This is a genomic window from Halomonas sp. DP8Y7-3 (genome assembly GCF_019801675.1).
GTDB classification, from domain to species: Bacteria; Pseudomonadota; Gammaproteobacteria; order Pseudomonadales; family Halomonadaceae; genus Halomonas; species Halomonas litopenaei_A.
This window is the reverse complement of record NZ_JAHVIO010000010.1, coordinates 122,817-139,914: the sequence shown is the minus strand read 5'-3', so window position 1 is coordinate 139,914 and position 17,098 is coordinate 122,817. Positions and strand designations below refer to the sequence as shown.

The window sequence follows — 17,098 nt, the reverse complement described above, 5'->3', positions numbered from 1 at the left end:
CGCACAGCTTTATGTCGCAAAGCTTTCGTTGCGAACAACTTTCGTATAACTATCGTCACAGAATCCTAGACAGCTCGCCGATCCCTCGCAAGGGGGCGAACAGTGACATTTTGTACCGCTCCGCCGTCTCTTCAGTGCCGCAGGTGGGTCATGCCAGCCTCGATGACTACCTCTCGCGGCCACCACTAAATCTCGCCAAACGCACGTCTCATACCCCGGTCCACGGATAGGCCGACCCCATGCTTGCGATCATCATGATGTTCGAAACGGTATATAAGCGGCGAAAAAGCTGACCTCTATCAGCAGCGCTGAATCGTGACAGCCATAGACTGACGGGGACAGGTACGTACAAAGCCGCTTTTCAAGCCTCCTCCGTGGCACGCCTAACCAGGGAGCTGGAGGAGGTTTCGCAGGTTGCTTTTTGTCTGTCTATCTCTTGTCTGGAGGCCTCTGATGGCGGTTACCAATCTTGCTGAACTCGATGCCCTGGTGGAACGGGTCAAGGCCGCGCAGCGCGTCTTTGCCAGCTTCTCCCAGGAGCAGGTCGACACGATCTTTCGAGCGGCGTCGCTTGCTGCCAACCACGCTCGAATTCCGCTGGCCCGCCAGGCGGTGGAAGAAACCGCCATGGGCGTGCTCGAAGACAAGGTAATCAAGAACCACTTTGCCTCGGAGTTCATCTACAACAAGTACAAGGACGACAAGACCTGCGGTGTGATCGCGACCCACGACGAGGCCGGCACCATGACCATCGCCGAGCCGGTGGGTCTGATCTGCGGCATCGTGCCCACCACCAACCCGACCTCCACCGCCATCTTCAAGGCGCTGATTTCGCTGAAGACCCGCAACGGCATCATCTTCTCGCCCCACCCCAGGGCCCGTCACTGCACCAATGCGGCGGCCAGGCTGGTGCTGGAGGCAGCGGTGGCGGCAGGGGCGCCCAAGGACATCATCGGCTGGATCGACCAGCCCTCGGTGGAACTCTCGGAAGCCCTGATGCAGCACGAGGGCATCAACCTGATCCTGGCCACCGGTGGCCCCGGCATGGTCAAGGCGGCCTACTCCTCCGGTAAGCCGGCCATTGGCGTGGGCGCCGGAAACGTGCCGGTGATCATCGACGAGACCGCCGACATCAAACGGGCGGTGGCCTCGGTGCTGATGTCGAAGACCTTCGACAATGGCGTGGTGTGTGCCTCGGAGCAGGCGGTGATCGTGCTGGACGAGGTCTACAACGAGGTACGCGAACGCTTTGCGTCCCACAACGCCTACCTGCTGTCGCCCGCTGAAGCCGACCAGGTGCGCCAGATCCTGTTGAAGAATGGCCACCTCAACGCTGCCATCGTCGGCCAGTCGGCGGTCACCATCGCCGGGCTTGCCGGCATCCAGGTACCCGCCGATACCAAGATCCTGATCGGCGAGGGCCCGCGGGTCGATATCGACGACGCTTTCGCCCACGAGAAGCTGTCGCCGACCCTTGGCATGTACCGCGCCAGCTCCTTCGAGGACGCCGTGGACCAGGCTTGCACCATGGTCGAATTCGGCGGCATCGGCCACACCTCGGGCCTGTACACCGACCAGGACACCCAAAAGGAGCGCATTCGCTACTTTGGCGACCGTCTCAAGACCGCGCGCATCCTGATCAACATCCCCACCTCCCACGGTGGCATCGGTGACATGTACAACTTCGACATGGCGCCGTCGCTGACGCTGGGCTGCGGCTCCTGGGGTGGCAACTCCATCTCGGAGAACGTCGGTCCCAAGCACCTGATCAACACCAAGACGGTGGCCAACCGGGCGGAAAACATGCTGTGGCACAAGCTCCCCGAGTCGATCTACTTCCGTCGCGGCAGCCTGTCGGTGGCCCTGACCGACCTCAAGGACAAGCAGCGAGCTTTCATCGTCACCGACCGTTTCCTGTTCAACAACGGCTACGTCGATGAACTGACCGCACTGCTCAAGGCCCAGGGCATGGAGGTCCACACCTTCTATGACGTCGAGGCCGACCCCACCCTGTCCATCGTCGACAAGGGCGCCGAGGCCATGGCCAGCTTCCAGCCAGATGTGATCCTGGCCCTCGGTGGCGGCTCACCGATGGACGCCGCCAAGATCATGTGGGTCAAGTACGAGCACCCGGAGGTACACTTCGAGGAGCTGGCCATGCGCTTCATGGATATCAGAAAGCGCATCTACCAGTTCCCCACCATGGGGGAGAAGGCCAGCCTGGTGTGCATTCCCACCACCTCGGGCACCGGCTCCGAGGTGACGCCTTTCGCCGTGGTCACCGACGACAAGACAGGGATCAAGTACCCGCTGGCGGACTATCAGCTGACCCCGAACATGGCCATTGTCGACGCCAACCTGGTGATGAAGATGCCGAAGTCGCTGACCGCCTTCGGCGGCTACGACGCGGTGACCCACGCGCTGGAAGCCTACGTCTCGGTGCTGGCCAATGAATTCTCCGATGGCCAGGCGCTGCAGGCGCTGAAGCTGCTCAAGCAGTACCTGCCGGTCAGCTACGCCGAGGGCGAGCGCAACGCCGTCGCTCGCGAGAAGGTGCATAGCGCCGCCAGCATCGCCGGCATGGCCTTCGCCAACGCCTTCCTGGGCGTGTGTCACTCCATGGCCCACAAGCTCGGCGCGGTGTTCCACCTGCCCCATGGCCTGGCCAACGCCCTGCTGATCACCAACGTGGTGCGCTTCAACGCCAACGACAACCCGACCAAGCAGACCGCCTTCTCACAGTACGATCGGCCCAAGGCGCGCTGTCGCTATGCCGAAGTCGCCGATCACCTGGGACTGTCACAGGCCGGAGACCGCACCGCCCAGAAGGTCGAGCGGCTGATCAACTGGCTCGACGAGCTCAAGCGCGACCTGGATATCCCCGCCTCGATCAAGGACGCAGGGATAGCCGAAGCGGATTTCCTGGCCAAGCTCGATGAAGTCGCGGAAGAAGCCTTCGATGACCAGTGCACCGGCGCCAACCCGCGCTACCCCTTGATCAGCGAACTCAAGGAAGTGCTGCGGGCCTCCTACTACGGTGAGGTCTACGTGGAGGGTGAGACCTTCGCCGGCACCACCGTGATCAAGAAGCGCGAGGAGCCCAAGGCCGACGCAAAGGTCCCCAGTGCACCTGCATCGAAGGATCAGGGCGCCAAGGATCAGGCAGCCAAGACACCGGCACGCAAGGCGAGAAAGGCCAAGGCCGACGCCTGAGTCCAGGCTGGCGCCTGGCTCCTCGGCAGGGCTTGATCGACGGTGTCCCGCCACAACCACAGCCCCCGCGAGAGTGACTCGCGGGGGCTTTAGCGTCTTGCAGACATTCGCCAGACCACATCCCCTGAGCCAAGCGGCCAACCGACGTGCATGCCGCCAGCCAACCCACCTGCGCGATACCTGCGCTATAGTGTCGGAAAGATGGCGACATCGGTGTCCATTGCGAGACCTTGTGGTCGCCCCGCCCGTAAGGACACCCGCATGACGGCCGCCTTTACCACCCGACAGATCGACTCCCGAGAGCGCTTCGCCTTCTGGCACGACGTCGTCTGCCGTCACTGCATTCCCGCGGACAGTCAATGCCTCGACGAGCGGCCCTTCCATGGCAGTCTCAGCGTCAGGCAACACGGCGACGTCGCCATCAGCACGATGGCCGCCTCTTCCCACCGCTGGCGCCGGCAGTCCCATCACCTGTCCCACGACAGCGACGATGACCTGTGGCTCGGCTTTCTCGAGAGCGCCACGGCAAGGCTCGATCAGGATCAGCGGCGTATCACCATCGGGCCCGGCGACCTGGTGCTATACGATGCCTGTCGCCCGTTCGAATGGTGCCTGAGCGCCAGCGCGCTTCATCTTGTGCGCCTGCCTCGGGCGCCCCTGATGCGTCGCCTGGCCTCCACCGAGTCGCTGACCGCGCGGCCTATCCCGACGACCTTGCCGGGCGCCACCTCATTGAAGGCGTTGATCCACGACGGCGCCCGGCTGGACGCCGGGGCGTCGTCGACTGGGCTCGGCGAGGCGATGGTCGATCTGGCGGCGTTGGTGCTCGAGGGGCTTGGCGGCGCGGGAGACGATCGCAACGACGCTCTCTACCGACGCCTTTGTCACTACCTGCGACAACAGCACCAGGATTGCTCGCTGAGCCTTGAGCGCATCGCACGGGACAACCATGTCTCTCGCCGCACCCTCACCCGCCTGTTCGCTCGGCATGGTCAGACGCCCATGGCAGCACTGTGGGCGATTCGCCTGGAGCAGAGTCGCGCCACCCTGCGAGCAGGTGGTACCCGCAGCATCACCGAGGTCGCTCTGGAGCATGGCTTTACCAGTGTCTCCCATTTCAGCCGTAGCTTCCGTCGGGCCTATGGCCATTCGCCCTCTACCTTGCTGCGCGCAACTCGCCACGCACCCGAGACGATGTGACCCCACAAGCACGTCCTGGCCCTCTCGGGCCAACGCTTGGCCCGCTCAGGCAAACCTGCGCCCTGCCCGCTGCCTACCCTGAAGGTGTGCATTTTTTCTGACCATCAGGATGACAACAATGACAGACCATCCGCTGCACTTTGACGGCCTTATCGAGATCGGCCGTCGTATCCAGTCCAGGGAGCTGAGCGCCGTCGAGGTCACTCGCACCATGCTCGAGCGCATCGACAGCATCGATACCACCCTGAACAGCTTTGTTACCGTCATGGCCGACAGCGCACTTCAGCAGGCGGCCCAGGCAGACCGAGATCTGGCCGCCGGCAACCACAAGGGGCCGCTTCAGGGTGTTCCGCTGGCCGTCAAGGATCTGCTGTGGACCAAGGGGACCCCAACGACCCACGGCATGCCCCTGCACCGTGACCACGTGCCCCGAGAAACGGCCAGCGTGGTTACACGCCTCGACCAGGCCGGGGCCGTGCTGCTGGGCAAGCTGCAGCAGACCGAAGGCGCCTTCGCCGATCATCACCCCGACATCACGCCGCCCACCAACCCCTGGGGTGAGGCTTTGTGGTCAGGCGCCTCGTCCAGCGGTTCCGGCGTGGCCACCGCCGCCGGGCTGTGCTTTGGCTCGCTGGGCACCGACACCGGAGGCTCGATTCGCTTCCCCTCCGCCGCCAACGGCGTCACCGGCCTCAAGCCGAGTTGGGGCCGCGTCAGCCGACACGGCGCCTTCGAACTGGCGGCCTCGATGGACCACATCGGGCCGATCGCCCGCAGCGCCGCCGATGCCGGGGCGCTACTTGGCGCTATTGCCGGTGCCGACGAACGTGACCCCACCGCTGTCCCCCTCGCCGTGCCGGATTACCTGGCCGGCATGACACGCGGCCTGAAGGGTGTGCGTATCGGGCTCGACCCTCGCTGGGCCATCGAAGCGGTGGATGCCGAGACCCGAGGCGTCCTCGAACAGGCACTCTCCAGCCTGGAACAGCTCGGTGCCCAGATCGAGGAAATCGACTTCCCCGACACCCAGCAGGCGGTATTCGACTGGGCGCCGTTGTGCGGCGTGGAGACCGCCGTCGCCCACGCCAAGACCTTCCCCAGCCAGCGTGAAGCGTACGGCCCTGGTCTTGCCGGCCTGATCGACCTGGGGCGCGCCCAGAGCGCTATGGACCACCAGCAACGACTGCTGCGCCGGGCCGAGTTCAAGGGCCGGGTCGACCGCCTCTTGGCCAGCGTCGATCTGCTGATTGCCCCGGTCACCGCCTACGCCGCCCCGTCGATGGCCTTTATGGAGAAGTTCGGCGAGGATGAAGCACTGTTTTCCGGCATGCTGCGCTATACCTGTCCTTTCGACCTGAGCGGGCATCCGACCATTACCTTGCCGGCGGGCTTCAGCCAACAGGGCGGGCCCATCGCCTTCCAGTTCATCGCACCGATGTTCGAGGAAGCGATGCTGGTACGCGCCGGCTGGGCTTTCCAGCAGGTCACCGACTGGCATCGTCGACATCCAGACCTGTCGCCCTCGAGCCTTTTCCCCTCGCTGGCTTCTGCTGGCACCCGGTGAAGGCTGATGGAATGACGCCGATGGCCTAAAGTCGGGTCAACAGACCCGATTTACGCCACGAGGTGCCCCATGTCGCTGCTCGATCAACTGGCCGAGACACGCATCCAGAAGGCGCAGCAGGAAGGCGCCTTCGATAATCTGCCGGACCGCGGCAAGCCCATCGAACTCGACGACGACAGCATGATTCCCGAGACGCTGCGGGCGGGTTATCGATTGCTGAAAAATGCGGGCTACCTGCCCCCGGAGCTTCAGCTTCAGCGCGAAATGCGTGAGGTGGAAGACCTGCTGGCACAGACACAGGAAGCCGCCGAGCGAGGCGACTGCGACAAGCGCCTGCGCCTTCTGCGCGCACGGCTTGCCGAAAGCGGGCGGGGTGCCAGTCGGCTGCTGGAGCTCGGGCACTATCACGACCGACTGGTGGAGAGGTGGGAGGAAGACTGACCCTGCGGTTGGTATCAGCACAGTGCGCTAGCGTGAGTCCGACCGGGCGCTCGACGGGACGTGGCGTCGGCGCCAGCGCCACGACAGCCACAGCCCCACCAACAGAAGCGCCCCGGCGACCAGCACCGGCAACATCGGCGGAGAGGCGGCGGTCTTCAGAGCCACCCCAAGCTGGGCATACAGCGAAGTGGCGCACAGCAGCAGCCCTGCCATGGGTATCGCCAGGGTTGCCCAGCGTTCTCCCCGGCGGAAGGGCCCCCACAACAGGGTGCCCACCAATACCGCCACGCCAAGGCAAGCACCGCCAAGGGCGCGCATCAACGCCAGCAGCACCTGCTGGGTCCCGCCGTCCACCGACACCCAATCCGACCCCATGGCCGCCGCGTGGTAAGGCATAAATTCACTGCGCGAAAGATAGACGACGCCGAATGCGACAAGGATCAACGCCGCCAGAGAATGGCAGGCAAGGGAACATCGTGAATAGCGCTGCATGACGTCATCCTGGTGCTGCGAACACAAACGCAGCGGGGAATCGTTGCCCGCCACACCGGTGAGAGTCGGCCACTTGGCTGCCCCGTACAACAACCCTAGCTGCATGCGGGGGCCGGCACCCCCGGCCAGAGGTACCAGACATGTGACGCTGATCTTTGCGGGCAGGTCTCAGCTCTTGCTACCTGCGCCATGCAACAGCTTCACCGCAACGCCGCCGATCACCACGCCCCAGAAGGCCGCGCCCAGTCCGAACAGGCTCATGCCTGAGGCGGTGACCATAAAGGCGATCACAGAGGCCTCGCGGTGATCATCGGCGGCGATCATGGCAGCCAGGTTGCTGACGATCGCAGCAATCAGCGCAAGCCCTGCCAGCACCGCCACGAAGGCCCCCGGCAGCGAGCTGAACAGCGCCACGATGGTACCGGCGAACAGCCCGCCGACCAGGTAGAAGACACCATTGGCGACCCCCGCCACATAGCGCCGTCCCGGGTCCTCGTGGGCCTCCTTGCCGGTGCACAGCGCGGCGGTGATGGCGGCGACCACGGTGGAAATACCGCCAAAGCATGCGGTCGCCAGAGACGTCACGCCCGCCACCGTCAGTATTGGTCTGGCCTCGGTGTCATAGCCCGCCCCCTGCAGGATCGCCATGCCTGGCAAAAACTGGCCGGTCAGGCTGACCACCACCAGCGGCAGCGCCAGGCTCAGGGTGCTGGCGAGGCTCCATTCCGGGGTGATCCACACCGGCACCGCCAGGTGCAGGCCGACGCCAGCCAGGCTGGCATCCTCCAGCAGCACGGCCAGCACAATACCGGTGACCAGCAGCAGAATCAGGCAGTAGCGCGGCGCCACGCGCTTGAACAGCAGATAGGCCACCAGCATGCCGAGGGCTAGCGACGGCGAGATTTCGATGGCCGCAAAGGCGTCCAGCCCGAACTGGAACAGGATGCCGGCCATCATTCCGGCGGCCACGCCCTTGGGAATCAGCGCCATCAACCTATCGAAGCTGCCACTGACGCCGATGACCAGCATCAGTACCGCCGCGCTCAGGTAGGCCCCCACCGCCTCGCCCAGGGACAATTCGGGAAACAGGCTGACCAGCAACGCCGTGCCCGGCGCCGACCAGGCAGTCACCACCGGCACCCTGAGCCACAGGCTCAGTACGATGCCGGAGACCGCCGCCCCCAGGGAGATGGCCCACACCCAGGAGGTCATCATGGCGGGTGAAATGTCCGCCGCTGCCCCGGCCTGAAAGAAGATCGCCAGCGGCCCTGAATAGGAAATCAGTACCGCCACGAAGCCCGCCGTCACCGCCGACAGCGACAGATCCCGCGCCAGGGAACCTAGCCAGGAAGCGCTGGCCCGGTCGTTCCCGGTATCAGCAGAGGGATGGCGCATGGTTGGGCTCCTTGATCAGCCTGGGTCACCGCCAGCCACCGGCAGCACGCTACCGGTAATGTAGCTGGCGTCATCGGATGCCAGAAACAGGATCGGCCCCACCTGTTCATCCAGGGTGCCGTAGCGATGCATCAGGCTGGATGCCTTGGTCTGGTCGATCAGCTGCTGGTACCACAGCGCGTCCTGTTCGCTCTGGGGTTCGGCGTTGCGCGGCGTCAGCCGCGGTGGCGCCTCGGTGCCACCGGGGGCGGTGGCGTTGACCCGTATTCCGTGCTCGGCCATGTCGATGGCCAGCGCCACGGTCAGGGCGTTCACCCCACCCTTGGCCGAGGCGTAGGGCACTCGGTTGACGCCCCGCGTCGCCACCGACGATACGTTGACGATGTTACCGCCGCTCTCGATCAGAAAAGGCAAGGCCGCACGGCAGCACCACAGGGTCGGGAACAGCGAGCGGCGCACCTCGGCCTCGATCTGCTCCGGCGCGTAGTGGGTGTAGGGCTTGGCCCAGATGGTGCCACCGACGTTGTTGACCAGCACGTCGATGCGCCCAAAGCGCTCGATGGCCCCCCCCATGGCGGCCTCGGCAGCGTCCCAGGTTTCCAGATCGGCCGTCAGCGCCAGCGCCTCGGCGCCCTGGTCGGCCAGCGCACCCGCCACGTCATGCACGTGCTCGGCGCGGTCCACCAGCACCAGCCGGGCGCCCTCTTGTGCGGCCCTTTCCGCCAGCCGCCGCCCAATGCCCTGGGCGGCGCCGGTGATCAGCATCACTTTCTGTTCAAATCGTTTCATCTCACGGTCCTGTTTTTACGGTCCTGTGCTTACGGTCCTGTACTTACAGTCCTATGCCTACGGTCCAGCGATGGGCACGACTCACCCCACGCCAAGGTGGGTATCAAGAATCGAGGGGTCATCCCTGAGCGCCTGACTGCTGCCGTCGAACACCACCTTGCCCTTGACGATCAACAGGTGGCGGTCGCCCACCTCGAGCAGGTTGTCGATGTTCTTGTCGACGATGATGCTGGCGATGCCCGAGGCCTTGATGGTGCGGATGATCGACCAGATCTCGTCACGGATCAGCGGCGCCAGCCCTTCGGTGGCCTCGTCAAGGATCACCAGCCGGGGATTGAGCATCAGCGCCCGACCGATCGACAGCATCTGCTGCTCGCCGCCGGACAGCAGCGAGCCATCGTGGCTGATCCTCTCCTTGAGCCGGGGAAAGGTGTCCAGCACCCGTTCGATGTCCCAGTCGCTGCGGCCATCGACGCCGGTGCGGGCGGCCATTACCAGGTGTTCACGCACGCTGAGGCCAGGGAAGATGCCCCGCCCCTCCGGCACATAGCCGATCCCCTGGCGAATCACCTGCCAAGGCCGCCGCTTACGGGTGTCCACGCCCATGATCCTGACCTCCCCATGGCGCGGCGGCACAAAGCCGAGGATCGACTTCAGGGTGGTGGTCTTGCCCATGCCGTTGCGGCCGAGCAGGCTCAACGTTTCGCCGGCCTTCAGGCTGAGGTCCACGCCGTGCAGCACGTGACTTTCGCCATAGAAGGTGTGCAGGCCACGGGCATCGATCAACGGCGCGCTGGTGTCGATCGTAACCGCGCCACTTCCGCTGCCAGCGCCATTCATGGTGCGATCAAGACGGGCGTTCATGGCGCTACCTCGCGGCGGTGGGGGCGGTCATCGGTATCGTCAGAGGCTTCGTCCTGGCCCGAGTCATGGCGACCCAGGTAGACGTCGCGCACGCTGTCGCTTGCACGAATGCTGTCGGTGCTGCCGCTTTCCAGCACGCAGCCGTCGACCATCACGGTAATGCGATCGGCCAGGCGGAACACCGAGTCCATGTCGTGCTCGATCAGCACGATGGTGTAGTCGCTGGACAACCGCTTGAGCAGATCGGCGACCTGGTCGGTTTCCTCGCGGCCCATGCCGGCCATGGGTTCATCCAGCAGCATCAGCTGCGGCTGGGTGGCCAGCACCATGGCGATCTGCAGCTGGCGCTGCTCGCCGTAGCTCAAACCGGAGGACAGCGTATGGGCGCGGGGCACCAGGCCACAGGTCTCAAGGGCGGCCAGCGCCCGCTCGTCCACTTCCTTGGCGCGCTTGCGCGAGCGCCAGCTACCGATGACCCCACCATGGTGAATGCGCGCCGCCAGCTGGCAGTTCTGCAGGCAGGTCAGGCGCGGAAAGATATTGGTCTTCTGGTGACTGCGGCCGATACCCAGTCGCGCGACCTGGTGGGCTTTCTTGCCCTGGATGGCGCTGCCGCGATAGACGATCTCGCCACGAGTGGGGGGAATCTCCCCGGACAGCAGATTGATCAGGGTGCTCTTGCCGGCGCCATTGGGTCCCAGGATGGCGTGAATCTCGCCACGCTCGACCTGAAAGTCCACATCATTGACCGCCAGCAGGCCTCCGAAGCTGCGGGTCAGGCCGCGGGTCGACAGCATGCTGCTCATGATGACACCTCCCCGGCGGACTTGCCCGCCGACGCCTGCGACGCCGAGGCCACACGCTCTGCCTGCTGGGCATCTCTGGCCGCGCTCCAGCGCCCGAACAGCGACGTCTTCCGCCCTGGCGGGTCGAGCAGTAGCCCGGCGATGCCCCGGGGCAGCACCAGCACCGCGACGATGATGGTCATCCCCATCAGGATCGGCCAGTGGTTGGTCAGGTGCTCATAGAAGTACAGCAGCAGTTCATAGGCGAAAGCGCCGAGGATCGGCCCGAAGATGGTGCCCATGCCGCCAAGGATCACCATCATCAGCACCTCGCCGGAGTGGTGCCAGCCAAGTTGCGCGGGATTGGCGAAGCCGTACTGCATCGCTGCCAGCATGCCGGCGACACCGGCGATCATCGCCGACACCACGAAGGCGATCAGCTTGTAGCCGTTGGTGGCGTAGCCCAGCGCCTGCATACGGTGCTCGTTGTCGTGGATGCCATCGAGCACCTGGCCGAAGTGGGAACGGGTCAGGGCGCGCAGGATAAGATAGACCGCCACCAACAGCGCCAGGCAGAAGTAGAAGAAGGTCAGTGGATTGTCGAGATCGACAAGAGGCGTCTCAGCCATGGCGAGGCTCGGCCTGAACATGATGAAGACCCCATCGGTACCACCGGTCATGCTGGATGTGCTGACGGTGTAGAAGAGCATCTGGCCAAAGGCCAGGGTGGTCATGATGAAGAAGATGCCCTTGGTGCGCAGCACCAGCACGCCGACGATGGCCGCCACCGCTCCGGTGACCAGCATCACCAGCGGCAGCATCCACCACAGCGAAGCTGGGCTGAAGTCAGGGCTGGCCATGGCCAGGGTATAGGCACCAAGGCCGAAGAACAGCGCATGGCCCAGGCTCACCAGACCAAGAATGCCGACCAGCAGGTCGAGGCTGACGGCGAACAGAGCAAAGATCAGCATCAGAGTCAGCTTCTCCATGAAGAAGGCGCTGGACTCCCCGAATACCGCCGGCCCCCAGGCCGGATAGGCGATCAACAGCGCAAGTCCCGCCAGCAGCAGAAACGTCACGCGCTTGGGATAACGGTGCAACATGGTCCCTCTCCTCCGGGCGGATACTCGCCCGTCAAGGTCGTGTCAGGGTGAGGCCTGCATCAGGCGAACAGCCCGCGCGGCTTGATCAACAGCACCAGCGCCATGATCAGGTAGATCAGCATGCTGGCGAGGCTAGGAATCAGCACCGGACCGAAGGTCTCGGCCATGCCGATCAACAGGGCACCGAAGAAGGCCCCCTTGATCGAACCGATACCGCCGATGACCACCACCACGAAGCAGGTGATCAGGATGGAATCCCCCATCCCCGGAGTGATCGACGACAGCGGCGCCGCCATCATCCCGGCGAAGGCCGACAGCGCCACGCCGACGCTGAAGATCAGGGTGAACAGGGTGCGGATATTGATGCCAAGGCCCTCGACCATCTCGCGGTTGACGGCACCGGCGCGGATGACGATGCCCAGCCGAGTGTGGCGAATGACCCAGTAGATGGCGCCGGCCAGCGCCAGGCATACCGCCGCGACGAACAGCCGATAGACCGGGTACTGCAGGTTGTCGGTCAGCGCGATGGAGCCGTCGAACGGTGCCGGCAGCGCCACCGAGTGCACGTCGCCGCCCCAGATGATGCGCTGGGCCTCGTTGAGCACCAGGATCAGGCCGAAGGTCAGCAGCACCTGGTAGAGGTGGTCACGCTTGTACAGGGTGTCCAGAAACAGTCGCTCGATGACCAGGCCGAGCAGCACCGCGATGGGTACCGCGATCAGGATGGCCAGCCAGAAATTGCCGAGCCGCTGGGTCAGGTCGAAGGCCAGGTAGGCGCCGATCATGTACATGGCGCCATGGGCCAGATTGATGATGCCCATGATGCCGAAGATCAGCGTCAGGCCACTGGCGATAAGGAACAGCAGCAGGCCGTATTGCAGGCCGTTGAGCAGCTGTACCCCGAAGAAGGCAAGATCCATCGTCGTTCTCCTCGTCTGGATGAGGGCAGGCGGCAGTACGCACGCTCGCGCAGCCGCCTGCTGGGCTCAGCTCTTCATCGGGCAGGCGCTGTCGGGAACTTCCAGCTGCGGGCTTGCGATGGCGGTGACGTGGTGCTCACCGTCCTTGACCTCGCGCAGGTAGACGTTCTGGATCGGGTGATGGGACTCGGAGAAGCTCACCGGTCCGCGCGGACTGTCGAGCTGCACCGAGCCGAGCGCGGCGATCAGCGCCTCCCGGGTCGGCTCGCCGTCGATCGCGCCATAGGCCTGGGCCAGCATCTTGCCGGCGTCATAGCCCTGCACCGCGTAGGTGTCGGGGACCTCGCCGTAGGCCTCCTGATAGGCGGCGACAAAGGCCTGGTTCTGCGGAGTGTCGAGAGTCTCGGCGTAGTGCATGGTGGTCTGCACGCCGTCGGCGGCATCGCCCAGGGCCACCAGGTTGCCGTCGGTCAAGAAGCCCGAACCGTACAGCGGAATGCTGTCGTTGAGCCCGGCCGCGGCGTAGTCGCGCACGAAGCCGACTCCACCGCCACCGGCGAAGAAGGTGTAGACCGCATCCGGGGCGATGCTGGCGATCTGGGCTAGGTAGGTCTGGAACTCGGTGCTCGGGAAGGGCACCAGAATCTGCTCGACGATCTCGCCGCCGGCCTCGGTGAAGGCCTGCTCGAAACCGGCCAGATCCTCCTTGCCACCGGCATAGTCCCAGGTGATGGTGACGATCCGGCGATGGCCCTGGTCATAGGCCACCTGGCCCATGGGGTAGCTGTTCTGCCACATGCTGAACGAGGTGCGAAAGACGTTGGGCATGCACAGCTGGTTGGTGGCGGCCTCGAGCCCGGCGTTGGGAATGATGGTGATCGCGCCGGTCTGCTTGGCCACCCGCAGCATGCCCATGGCAACGCCTGAGTGGACCGGGCCGATGACCACGTCGACACCGTCGCCCTTGACCAGGCGACTCATGTTCTGTGGCGCCTTGGAGGGGTTGGCTTCGGAATCCAGGGCCACGTATTCAACGCCATGGCCACCGAGGCTTCCGCCCTCCTGCTCGATGGCAAGCTTGAGCCCGTTGGTGATGGATTCACCAAGGGCCGCGTAGGTACCGGAATAGGGCAGCATCAGGCCCAGCTTGACGTCATGGTCGGCCTGGGCCGGGCTGGAGGCACCCAGGGTGAGGCCCAGGGCCGGCGTCAGGATCAGAGCGCCGAGCGCGGCTCGACGACCGAAGAGAGAACGTGCGCCGGAGCGCTTTTTAATGGTTGTCATGGTCGATTCTCGTCAGGTTGTGATTGTCGTTATGTCTCCAGGGACACCATCGGCGTGGGTCCCTGGCCTGGCTGGCGATTCACTCAGTTGGGGGTGAACTTCTCGTAGTGGAAGCTGGCGGGCTTGATGCCCTGACTGTCGAAGTGCTTGAGCACCGCGTCCACCATCGGCGGCGGGCCGCACAGGTAGACATCGACATCCCCGCCATGCAGCTTGCTCTCGTCCATGTGATGGGTGACGTAGCCCTTGCGCTCGTGGCTGCTACCCTCGTCGGCGACCACCGTCAGATAGTCAAAGTCGGGCAGCGCCTCGGCGGCGGCGTCCAGCTCCTCGCACTTGACCAGGTGATCGTCCTTGGTCACCCCGTAGATCATGTGGATCGGCTGGCCGGCGCCCTCGCCCCGGGCTTCCAGCAACGCCAGCTGCTTGAGCATCGACAGGAAGGGCGCAAGTCCGGTACCGCCGGCCAGCATCAGGATCGGGCGCTGGATGGCGCGCAGATAGAAGCTGCCCATGGGGCCGGTCACCGCCATGGCGTCACCGCCCTTGGCGCGCCCGCTGAGATAGCCGCTCATCAAGCCGTCAGGCACATTGCGAATCAGAAAGCTGGCACGGCTCTCCCCTGGCAGTGAGCTGAACGAGTAGCTCCGATGCTGCTCGGCTCCCGGCACCTCCAGGTGCACGTACTGACCGGGCAGGAACTGCAGCGGTTCGCCCTCGATGTCGATGGCAAGCTCGATGGAGTCCTCGGACAGCGACTCGACGTGCACCACCGAGGCGCTGCGGGTGTCCACCGCGGTCTTGCACAGGGTCGAGGCCACCGGCACCGACAGCACGCAGTCCGATGACGGCACCATCTGGCAGGTCAGCACCTGGCCTTCGTGCAGCTCCTCGTCGGACAACGCCTCGTCGATGTACTCGTCACCCAGCTCGAACTCGCCCTGGTCGCAGTGGCACTTGCAGGTGCCGCAGACGCCATCGGAGCAGTCCATCGGCAGATTGACCTTGTTGCGGTAGGCGGCATCGAGGACGGTCTCGCCCTCGTTGCAGTTAATGAAGCGCGACACTCCATCTTCGAAGTTGAGCGCAATGGTGTAGCTCATGGCCGTTCTCCTGCGACGCGCTAGACGTGGTACACGTCAATCACCTGGTGGATGTAATCGTTGTTGAGCTGCACCTTCTTGCGGGTGATAAGCGGACTCTCGCCGGACACGTCCAGGGTGTAGTACGACACCCCGAAGTAGCTGTCGGTCTGCTTGTAGCGGTGACTCAGGGTATGCCAGTTGAAGCGCACCTCGACCACATCGCCCTCGTCCTTCAGCACCTCGATGTTGGTGATCTGATGGGTGGTACGCGGCTCAGGGGTACTGGCGCCGCTGCGCTCGGTCTTGATCCGATAGACGCGATCCTCGAGCCCCTCACGGTTGGGGTAGTAGATCAGCGAAATCTCGCTGTGGGGGTCTTGGATCAAGGTGTCGTCATCGTCCCAGCAGGGCATCCAGAACTCGGCCTTCTTGGCATACAGGGTCAGCCATTCGTCCCACTGGCGGTCGTCCAGCAGCCGCGCCTCGCGGTACACAAAGGCCTGGATATCGTGATAGCTGATGCTCATGATCATGCTCCTCTGTGTGGCGCTCAGGCGGTGGCCGTGGTGGTCGCGATGAACTGGCTGCGTTCCTTGTCGATGGCGCGCAGCATTTCCTCGACCCAGTGCTGGTGATGCAGCACGTAGAGCCCTTCATCCTCTGGCGAGGCACCACTCTTGAGCGGCTTCATGTCGATGGCAGCGGCGTCTTCATCCGGGCCATCGATCCACTGCTTGGCACCGCGGGACAGGTCGTTCCACTCGGCCAGGGCGCCGTTGTAGCCGTTCTGGCAGCCGCGGAATTCCTCCAGGTCGTCCGGCGTGCCCATACCGCTGACGTTGAAGAAGTCCTCGTACTGGCGAATGCGCACCCGGCGGTTCTCCGCCGACTCGCCCTTGGGCGCGAAGCAGTAGATGGTGACCTCGGTGCGGTCCACCGCCAGCGGCCGCAGCACCCGAATCTGGGTCGAGAACTGGTCCATCAGGTAGACGTTGGGGTACAGGCACAGGTTGCGGGTCTGGTTGACGATGTTGTCGGCGCGGGCCTCGCCCAGCTCCTGCTCGATGCGCTCCTTGTGCTCGTACACCGGGCGCACCTCAGGGTTGAGCAGCCGGGTCCACAGCATCATGTGGCCGTTCTCGTAGGAGTAGAAACCGCCCTTCGACTTGGACCAGCCGTCAGCGTCCACCGCCTTGGTGCCGCCCTCGTCATAGTTGCGGCGGTCCATGGTGGAGGCGTAGTTCCAGTGCACGGTACTGACGTGGTAGCCGTCGGCCCCGTTCTCCGCCTGCAGCTTCCAGTTGCCGGTGTAGGTGTAGGAGGAAGTTCCCCGTAGGATCTCGAGGCCTTCGGGAGCCTGGTCGACGATGTTGTCGATGACCTTCTTGGTCTCGCCCAGGTAGTCCTCGATGGGCATGACGTCGGCGCTCAGGCTGCCGAACAGAAAGCCCTTGTAGTTCGCAAACTTCGGCAGTCGCTTGAGATCATGGGAGCCGTCCTGCTTGAACGCATCCGGGTAGGCACCGACCTTCTCGTTCTTGGCCTTGAGCAGGCGACCATCGTTCTTGAAGGTCCAGCCGTGGAACGGACAGGTAAAGGTGCCCTTGTTGCCCTGCTTGCGGCGGCAGATGGTGGCGCCACGGTGGGCGCAGGCGTTGATCAGCGCGTGCAGCTCCCCGTCCTTGTCGCGGGTGATCACCACCGGCTGGCGCCCCATGTTCAGGGTAAAGTAGTCGCCGGGCTCGGCGACCTGACTCTCGTGGGCCATGAACAGCCAGTTGCCCTCGAAGATGTGTTTCATTTCGAGTTCGAAGAACTCGGGGTCGGTGAACATGCTGCGATGGCAGCGGAAGACGCCCTTCTCGGGGTTGTCTTCGACGGCACCGCGCACGCGGGCTTCGATCTGATCGAGTTTATTGCTCATCGTTGTTCTCCTCTCTCGTCCTCTATCTCGTCCTTTATC

Annotated in this window: 15 protein-coding genes; 4 read left to right on the top strand and 11 right to left on the bottom strand. The window is 64.3% G+C overall.

Going from position 1 to position 17,098, the window contains the following annotated elements; all coding sequences use genetic code 11:
• Window positions 1-453 precede the first annotated feature (453 nt).
• The 4 genes from adhE to KUV86_RS13280 all read left to right on the top strand — a co-directional run bounded on the left by adhE (window position 454) and on the right by KUV86_RS13280 (window position 6,418).
• Window positions 454-3,213, top strand: a complete 2,760-nt coding sequence (gene adhE, locus KUV86_RS13295; protein WP_222485142.1) for a bifunctional acetaldehyde-CoA/alcohol dehydrogenase — start codon at window positions 454-456, stop codon at window positions 3,211-3,213.
• Window positions 3,214-3,474: 261 nt separating this feature from the next.
• Window positions 3,475-4,413 carry a helix-turn-helix domain-containing protein gene (locus KUV86_RS13290; RefSeq protein ID WP_222485141.1) on the top strand — a complete coding sequence of 313 codons (939 nt, stop codon included), beginning with the start codon at window positions 3,475-3,477 and terminating at the stop codon, window positions 4,411-4,413.
• 118 nt (window positions 4,414-4,531) lie between these two features.
• Complete coding sequence (locus tag KUV86_RS13285) at window positions 4,532-5,977, top strand: amidase (RefSeq protein ID WP_222485140.1); 1,446 nt, start codon at window positions 4,532-4,534, stop codon at window positions 5,975-5,977.
• A gap of 69 nt (window positions 5,978-6,046) precedes the next feature.
• On the top strand, window positions 6,047-6,418 hold the full coding sequence (locus KUV86_RS13280) for a DnaJ family domain-containing protein (protein ID WP_222485139.1): 372 nt from the start codon (window positions 6,047-6,049) through the stop codon (window positions 6,416-6,418).
• Window positions 6,419-6,445: 27 nt separating this feature from the next.
• Here KUV86_RS13280 and KUV86_RS13275 read toward each other — a convergent pair whose 3' ends face one another.
• From KUV86_RS13275 to KUV86_RS13225, 11 genes are all read right to left on the bottom strand, one after another.
• Window positions 6,446-6,910: a hypothetical protein gene (locus KUV86_RS13275; protein ID WP_222485138.1), complete on the bottom strand. Its 465-nt coding sequence runs from the start codon at window positions 6,908-6,910 to the stop codon at window positions 6,446-6,448.
• Window positions 6,911-7,078: 168 nt separating this feature from the next.
• Window positions 7,079-8,305, bottom strand: a complete 1,227-nt coding sequence (locus tag KUV86_RS13270; RefSeq protein WP_222485137.1) for a benzoate/H(+) symporter BenE family transporter — start codon at window positions 8,303-8,305, stop codon at window positions 7,079-7,081.
• Between the two features lie 15 nt (window positions 8,306-8,320).
• Window positions 8,321-9,094 (bottom strand): benzoate diol dehydrogenase BenD, encoded by a 774-nt coding sequence (benD, locus tag KUV86_RS13265; protein ID WP_222485136.1) that lies wholly within the window; start codon window positions 9,092-9,094, stop codon window positions 8,321-8,323.
• A gap of 81 nt (window positions 9,095-9,175) precedes the next feature.
• Complete coding sequence (locus tag KUV86_RS13260; protein WP_261397643.1) at window positions 9,176-9,958, bottom strand: ABC transporter ATP-binding protein; 783 nt, start codon at window positions 9,956-9,958, stop codon at window positions 9,176-9,178.
• On the bottom strand, window positions 9,955-10,764 hold the full coding sequence (locus tag KUV86_RS13255; RefSeq protein ID WP_222485135.1) for an ABC transporter ATP-binding protein: 810 nt from the start codon (window positions 10,762-10,764) through the stop codon (window positions 9,955-9,957). Before KUV86_RS13255 ends, KUV86_RS13260 begins: the two co-directional genes overlap by 4 nt.
• Entirely contained in the window at window positions 10,761-11,846 is a 1,086-nt protein-coding gene (locus KUV86_RS13250; RefSeq protein WP_222485133.1) for a branched-chain amino acid ABC transporter permease, read from the bottom strand. Before KUV86_RS13250 ends, KUV86_RS13255 begins: the two co-directional genes overlap by 4 nt.
• A gap of 59 nt (window positions 11,847-11,905) precedes the next feature.
• Window positions 11,906-12,766, bottom strand: a complete 861-nt coding sequence (locus KUV86_RS13245) for a branched-chain amino acid ABC transporter permease (protein ID WP_222238860.1) — start codon at window positions 12,764-12,766, stop codon at window positions 11,906-11,908.
• A gap of 66 nt (window positions 12,767-12,832) precedes the next feature.
• Entirely contained in the window at window positions 12,833-14,050 is a 1,218-nt protein-coding gene (locus tag KUV86_RS13240; RefSeq protein WP_222485132.1) for an ABC transporter substrate-binding protein, read from the bottom strand.
• Between the two features lie 83 nt (window positions 14,051-14,133).
• Window positions 14,134-15,153, bottom strand: coding sequence for a benzoate 1,2-dioxygenase electron transfer component BenC (benC, locus tag KUV86_RS13235; protein WP_222485131.1), 1,020 nt, complete (start codon window positions 15,151-15,153; stop codon window positions 14,134-14,136).
• Window positions 15,154-15,173: 20 nt separating this feature from the next.
• On the bottom strand, window positions 15,174-15,662 hold the full coding sequence (gene benB / locus KUV86_RS13230) for a benzoate 1,2-dioxygenase small subunit (RefSeq protein ID WP_315900989.1): 489 nt from the start codon (window positions 15,660-15,662) through the stop codon (window positions 15,174-15,176).
• 23 nt (window positions 15,663-15,685) lie between these two features.
• Window positions 15,686-17,059, bottom strand: coding sequence for a Rieske 2Fe-2S domain-containing protein (locus KUV86_RS13225; RefSeq protein ID WP_206940556.1), 1,374 nt, complete (start codon window positions 17,057-17,059; stop codon window positions 15,686-15,688).
• Between the last annotated feature and the right edge of the window lie 39 nt (window positions 17,060-17,098).